Origin of the sequence: Edaphobacter sp. (assembly GCF_035532915.1) — a bacterium.
GTDB lineage: Bacteria > Acidobacteriota > Terriglobia > Terriglobales > Acidobacteriaceae > Edaphobacter.
Genome location: NZ_DATKQC010000166.1, coordinates 1 through 4,724, shown reverse-complemented (window position 1 = coordinate 4,724; position 4,724 = coordinate 1). Strand labels below are relative to the sequence as shown.

Annotated in this window: 5 protein-coding genes and 1 pseudogene; 5 read left to right on the top strand and 1 reads right to left on the bottom strand. The window is 59.2% G+C overall.

Annotated features, from left to right (window positions below; translation table 11 throughout):
* The 5 genes and pseudogenes from VMU57_RS08125 to VMU57_RS08105 form a co-directional block, all read left to right on the top strand.
* Positions 1-733: pseudogene (locus tag VMU57_RS08125) on the top strand (Asp-tRNA(Asn)/Glu-tRNA(Gln) amidotransferase GatCAB subunit B); the annotation flags it as partial.
* 256 nt (positions 734-989) lie between these two features.
* Positions 990-1,868 (top strand): TIGR03435 family protein, encoded by an 879-nt coding sequence (locus VMU57_RS08120; RefSeq protein ID WP_325382267.1) that lies wholly within the window; start codon positions 990-992, stop codon positions 1,866-1,868.
* 140 nt (positions 1,869-2,008) lie between these two features.
* Complete coding sequence (locus tag VMU57_RS08115) at positions 2,009-3,421, top strand: hypothetical protein (protein ID WP_325382265.1); 1,413 nt, start codon at positions 2,009-2,011, stop codon at positions 3,419-3,421.
* A 67-nt stretch (positions 3,422-3,488) separates the two neighbouring features.
* Positions 3,489-3,818: a DUF6496 domain-containing protein gene (locus VMU57_RS08110; RefSeq protein ID WP_325382263.1), complete on the top strand. Its 330-nt coding sequence runs from the start codon at positions 3,489-3,491 to the stop codon at positions 3,816-3,818.
* Positions 3,819-3,896: 78 nt separating this feature from the next.
* Positions 3,897-4,148, top strand: coding sequence for a hypothetical protein (locus VMU57_RS08105; RefSeq protein ID WP_325382261.1), 252 nt, complete (start codon positions 3,897-3,899; stop codon positions 4,146-4,148).
* A 74-nt stretch (positions 4,149-4,222) separates the two neighbouring features.
* Here VMU57_RS08105 and VMU57_RS08100 read toward each other — a convergent pair whose 3' ends face one another.
* Positions 4,223-4,540 (bottom strand): zinc ribbon domain-containing protein, encoded by a 318-nt coding sequence (locus tag VMU57_RS08100; RefSeq protein ID WP_325382259.1) that lies wholly within the window; start codon positions 4,538-4,540, stop codon positions 4,223-4,225.
* Positions 4,541-4,724 lie beyond the last annotated feature (184 nt).

Sequence of the window (4,724 nt, the reverse complement as noted above, 5' to 3'; positions counted from 1 at the left end):
GATCGGCGTCATCGAAGACGGTGGCCGTGTCGTGCAGGAGTCGCGCCTCTGGAACAACGCCGAGGGCCGGACGTTCTCGATGCGCTCGAAGGAGCAGGCACACGACTACCGCTACTTCCCCGAGCCCGACCTGCCGCCGCTGGTCGTCGGCGCCGAGTGGCAGGGCGAGATTCTGAAGAACCTGCCCGAACTACCCGAAGCCCGTCGGGCCCGCATGATCGCCGAGTACGAGATCAGCGAGCAGGACGCCGCAACCCTTACGGCGACGCGCTCCTTCGCTGACAGCTTCGAGTCCGCAGCGAAGAAAGCGAAGAGCCCGAAACGCGTTGCGGCCCTGCTGACCAGCGAGCTGACTATGCGCCTCCGTCTTGCCAACCTCGAACTCGATCAGTCTCCCGTATCGATGGCGGGCATCGTCATGGCCGCCGACCTCGCGGAGTCGGGCGAGCTTTCGAGCAAGATGCTCAAGCAGCTCTTCGACACCTGCTTCGAAAAGAACGAGGACTTCCCCGCCGTCTACGAGCGCGAGAAGCCGCAGCAGATCTCCGACGCCTCCGCCATCGAAAAGATGATCGACGAGGTCATCGCCGCCAACCCGAAACAGGTCGAGCAATATCGCGGCGGCAAGAAGACAGTCTCCGCCTTCTTCGTAGGCCAGGTCATGCGCCTCTCCAAGGGCCAAGCCAATCCCGCGCTGCTCAATGAACTGGTAGTAAAAAAACTCGACAGCTAACTCATCATCGAGATCGTTCCCACCATAAGGCTTTGTCATCCTTCCGCGAGGCGGAAGGATCTGCTTTTGATTGAAGCAGTGGAGCGCAGGTTTGATGTCCCTGCGAAGACAAAGGATCCATCATCTTGCCCGAAGCCGCGGCTTTGCGATAACTTGAAAGCTCTTTAGCTAACATGGCATCCGCTTGACACTCATCCACCAATTAGCTAAACAGGTGTGAGAAAAAGCAGCTATGGCAAACCTGTTGGGATGCAAATTGAGTTCAGTTCGTAAGCTGTTGCTGCTCGCGTCTGGATGGATGACCATTGCCGCGCCAATCACATTCGCGCAGGCAGGGGCGGTTCCAGATGTCACTGCAAGCAAGCCGTATGTCCCCACGCTGGCGTTTGATGTGGCCTCAATCCGCGAAAGCGCGGTAGCGGACTCTTATGACGTTAGCGGCTCCTTCGCGCCTCATTCCAGTTCTTTGCGGGTGACAAACTTCGATGCTATGAACCTCCTTTCCATGGCATACGGTGTCCGTTGGGATCAAATATCGGGCATGCCAAACTGGAGCGCAATGTTCAATATCCAGGCAAAGTCGGACAGCGCCGCCGATGAGCGCCTGGCCAGGTTGAGCAAAGGTCAGGAGAGGCTGGAACAGCAGCACATGCTGCAGGTGCTCCTCGCCGACCGCTTCAAGCTGAAGGTTCGTTGGGAGACGCGAGAAGGGCCGGCCTACGATCTGTTGCTATCGAAGAATGGATCGAAGATGCAGGAGACAAAAGATAAGCCGCGAAGCCCCGAGGAGATTAAGGCATGGGGCGGCCAATCCATACCCCCTCTCTACCAGCGAGGCGACAGCCGCGTTGGCTTCGATCTCGTTGCTCACGGCTGTTCGATGAGCGATATAGTTGAAACGCTGGCCGGGCAGTTTGGCCATCCCGTCATCGATAAGACCGGACTTACAGGTAAATATGACTTCATACTGCGATATCACGGCACGCTGTTGAGCGATAGGAAAGCCGACGATATGGACCCCGTCCCGACACTCGATACAGCGATTCAGAACCAGTTGGGGCTGAAGCTGAAGCCCACGAAGGGTCCGGTACAGATTCTCGTGATCGATCACATCGAAAAACCTTCGGAAAATTAGTGGGTGGAAATTTTCTGAGGTCTAATAGGCGAATGCCTATCCGCTGGCCGCAAAAGCTCGGTCGCATCTCCTGTGCCATCGTGCTGGCCGCTTTAATCGGTTGCAGAAGCGATGCGCCTTACGTCGTACCGGAGGAGCCGATGCCAGCCAATACCGTGATGCTGTCCCAGATGATGCGCGAACTCTCCGCAACCCCCGGATTCACCGAAGCCATCCTCGCCGAACTGGACAAAAATGGAAAGCAGGGCCCAGCCCTGATGACGCCCGCGCTGATGCATCGCCTGCGCGAGCTGGTTCTCGGCAAGGACTGGCAGGGGCTCGACCGCTTTCCCGGCTGGACCATGCACGAGATCAACCCCACCGTGCGCGTCGCCGGACGCATCGCCGGGAAAAATCAGGCCCTCGAAGATCTCTCAGCCGTCCACCCCGGCGCGCCTCAAGGCAATATGTCGACCGCGCAGGCAAAGCAGTTCATCGACCTTGGCCCCTACACGCTCGACCACGCCGAGACCGTCGATCTCGATAAGCCCTCGCACTTGCCCGGCTTCAGCACCGAAGGCATCGTCAGCGACCTTGGCCGCGGCGTCGTTCGCGGAGACGATGCCAACCCCAGGCTTGCTCCGCTTCATTCCGAGAGCCAGCGCCTCGCCGATGTGCTCAACCGCCTCAGCCTGAACGCGCTCGACGGCGCACCCAACGCGACGGCAGAGCTTGACGGAAAGAAGGCCACCACGCCCGAGGCGCTGATCCAAACGCTGATGGATTCAGGCCATACCGTCGTCGTTTGGGACGCGCGCTACTTCGCCAACTTCGGCCACTTCCACTATCAGGGCCACGACGTGATGATGCCCTTCTGGGTCAGTTCGCAGATCAAAATTCCCGGCACCAATCGCACCCTGCTCGTTCCCGTCAGCCACGCCGAGTACGAGTGGGAGATTCGCGGCCCGAAGATCAACGCCGACATCAGCTGGTACTTCGGCATCGACGGCAAAGCCGAGTTCCGCACGATGGACACGCTCGACCAGCCATGGGTGCTCGGCCGTCACGCGCACGAATATCGCAACGCCGACGCCCTCGAAGTAACGCGCCTCGTAGGCAGGATGTCGGTCGCCTACATGCACCAGCATCATGCGCGGCCAACGCTTCCCTTCGGCGGCTACTACGCTCTCGGTGTCTGCCAGGACAGCGTGGCCGCCATCGAAAAGAAGATGACAGGCAACGCGACGCTCTTCCCAAACACCGCGGATGGCGCGCTCTTCGACGACCCTCGCGACGCCGAGGTTAACGCACTCATCGAAGCCATTCCGAAGGACCGCGACGGAAGGCCGCCCGAGCCGGAGCGAATCTTCGGCTCTCTGCCAACGGAAAATTTAAATGCGATCACCATCCCCGGCCTCACTGCGGACCTCGTCGCCGTGCAGACCGCATGGCACGACGGCTCACTCGAGCGCACGCAATCGTGGACGAGAAAGATGCTGGGAAGACTGCTCGGCATCTCCGTGGCCGCGATGCTGCTGGGAATCATCGTAGTGAGACGCCGACGAGCCCGGTAGCAACGTGCTTCGTCACGATGCAACTCATCCGTGCGATTTGAGACTCCTAACCTCAGGGAGAATTCTTATGGCAACCAAAAAGTCTGCAAAGAAGTCCGCGAAAAAATCAGCGACAAAGAAATCAGCAACGAAAAAGGCGGCCAGCAAGAAGAGCACAACCAAAAAGGCTGCGACAAAGAAGACCGCCAGCAAGAAGACCGCCGCAAAGAAAAGCAGTTCGGGCCGCAAGTATGGAAAGGCGGCGGGCAAGAGCGTCGAGCGCGAGATGAAGGCGATGAAGCAGGGCAAGCTCAAGAGCGGCGGCAGCGGCAAGAAGGTCACCAGCCGCAAACAGGCCATCGCGATCGGCTTGTCCGAAGCGCGCAAGGCCGGCGCAAAGGTCCCAAAGAAGAGTTAAATTCTCATCATCGTTGAATCTACAGGCAGGGTACCGCGATCCAAACGGCATGGCAGAGATTCGATTCTAAGAAGGCCGTTGCTGAGCGCGATGCTCGATAGCCGCACCGTCACGCGTATTGACGTTCGCGAGATTATCTTCCAGCCCGGCCAGCAAACCGGGCGGCACTTGCACCCCTGCCCGGTCGTGGGATACATCGCCGAGGGAACGGCTTTCTTTCAAAGAGAAGATGAGGCGGAGCCGCGAACGCTGACCTTCGGCTCCGCCTTTTATGAGCCGCCGATGCAGTTGTCCTGCGCTTCGATAACGCGTCTGCGACGGAGCCGATGAAGTTCATCGCGTACTACCTGCTGAACGGAGAGCAGGAGCTCATCCACATGTTGCCGCAGGCGTAGCGCTCAACGTTATTTCTTGTCCGAGCTGGCAGCCGGTGCAGGAGCAGAAGCGGCAGGCGCAGCCGTTGCTGCAGGAGCGGCGGCCGCGGTTGTGCTCGTGCCGGAAGCGGTGCTTTTGCTCTCGGTTGCAGAGGAGGCCTTCGGCTTGGCGTTGCCATAGCCGTCCGCATACCATCCGCCGCCCTTGAAGCTGACGGCAGGCGCGGAGAGCACGCGCTCGAGATGTCCGTTGCAGAACGGGCATACGGTGATCTCAGGATCGGAGAACTTCTGGATTTTCTCAGTGCGGCGATGGCAGGCAGTGCATTCGTATTCGTAGAGCGGCATTGCGGAGTCGTTTCCTATCTGTCCAGGTACAACCTGTATTTTACAGCCTCGCTCCAAACCCATCGTCATTGGCCTGTGTGCGCTTCTTTGCCTAGCGCCTCGTGAATCAGCATCTTCAGGTAGGTCTGATAGCGCAATCCCTTCTTTTCCGCCTGGGCCTTCGCCAGCGACAAATCACCCGGGT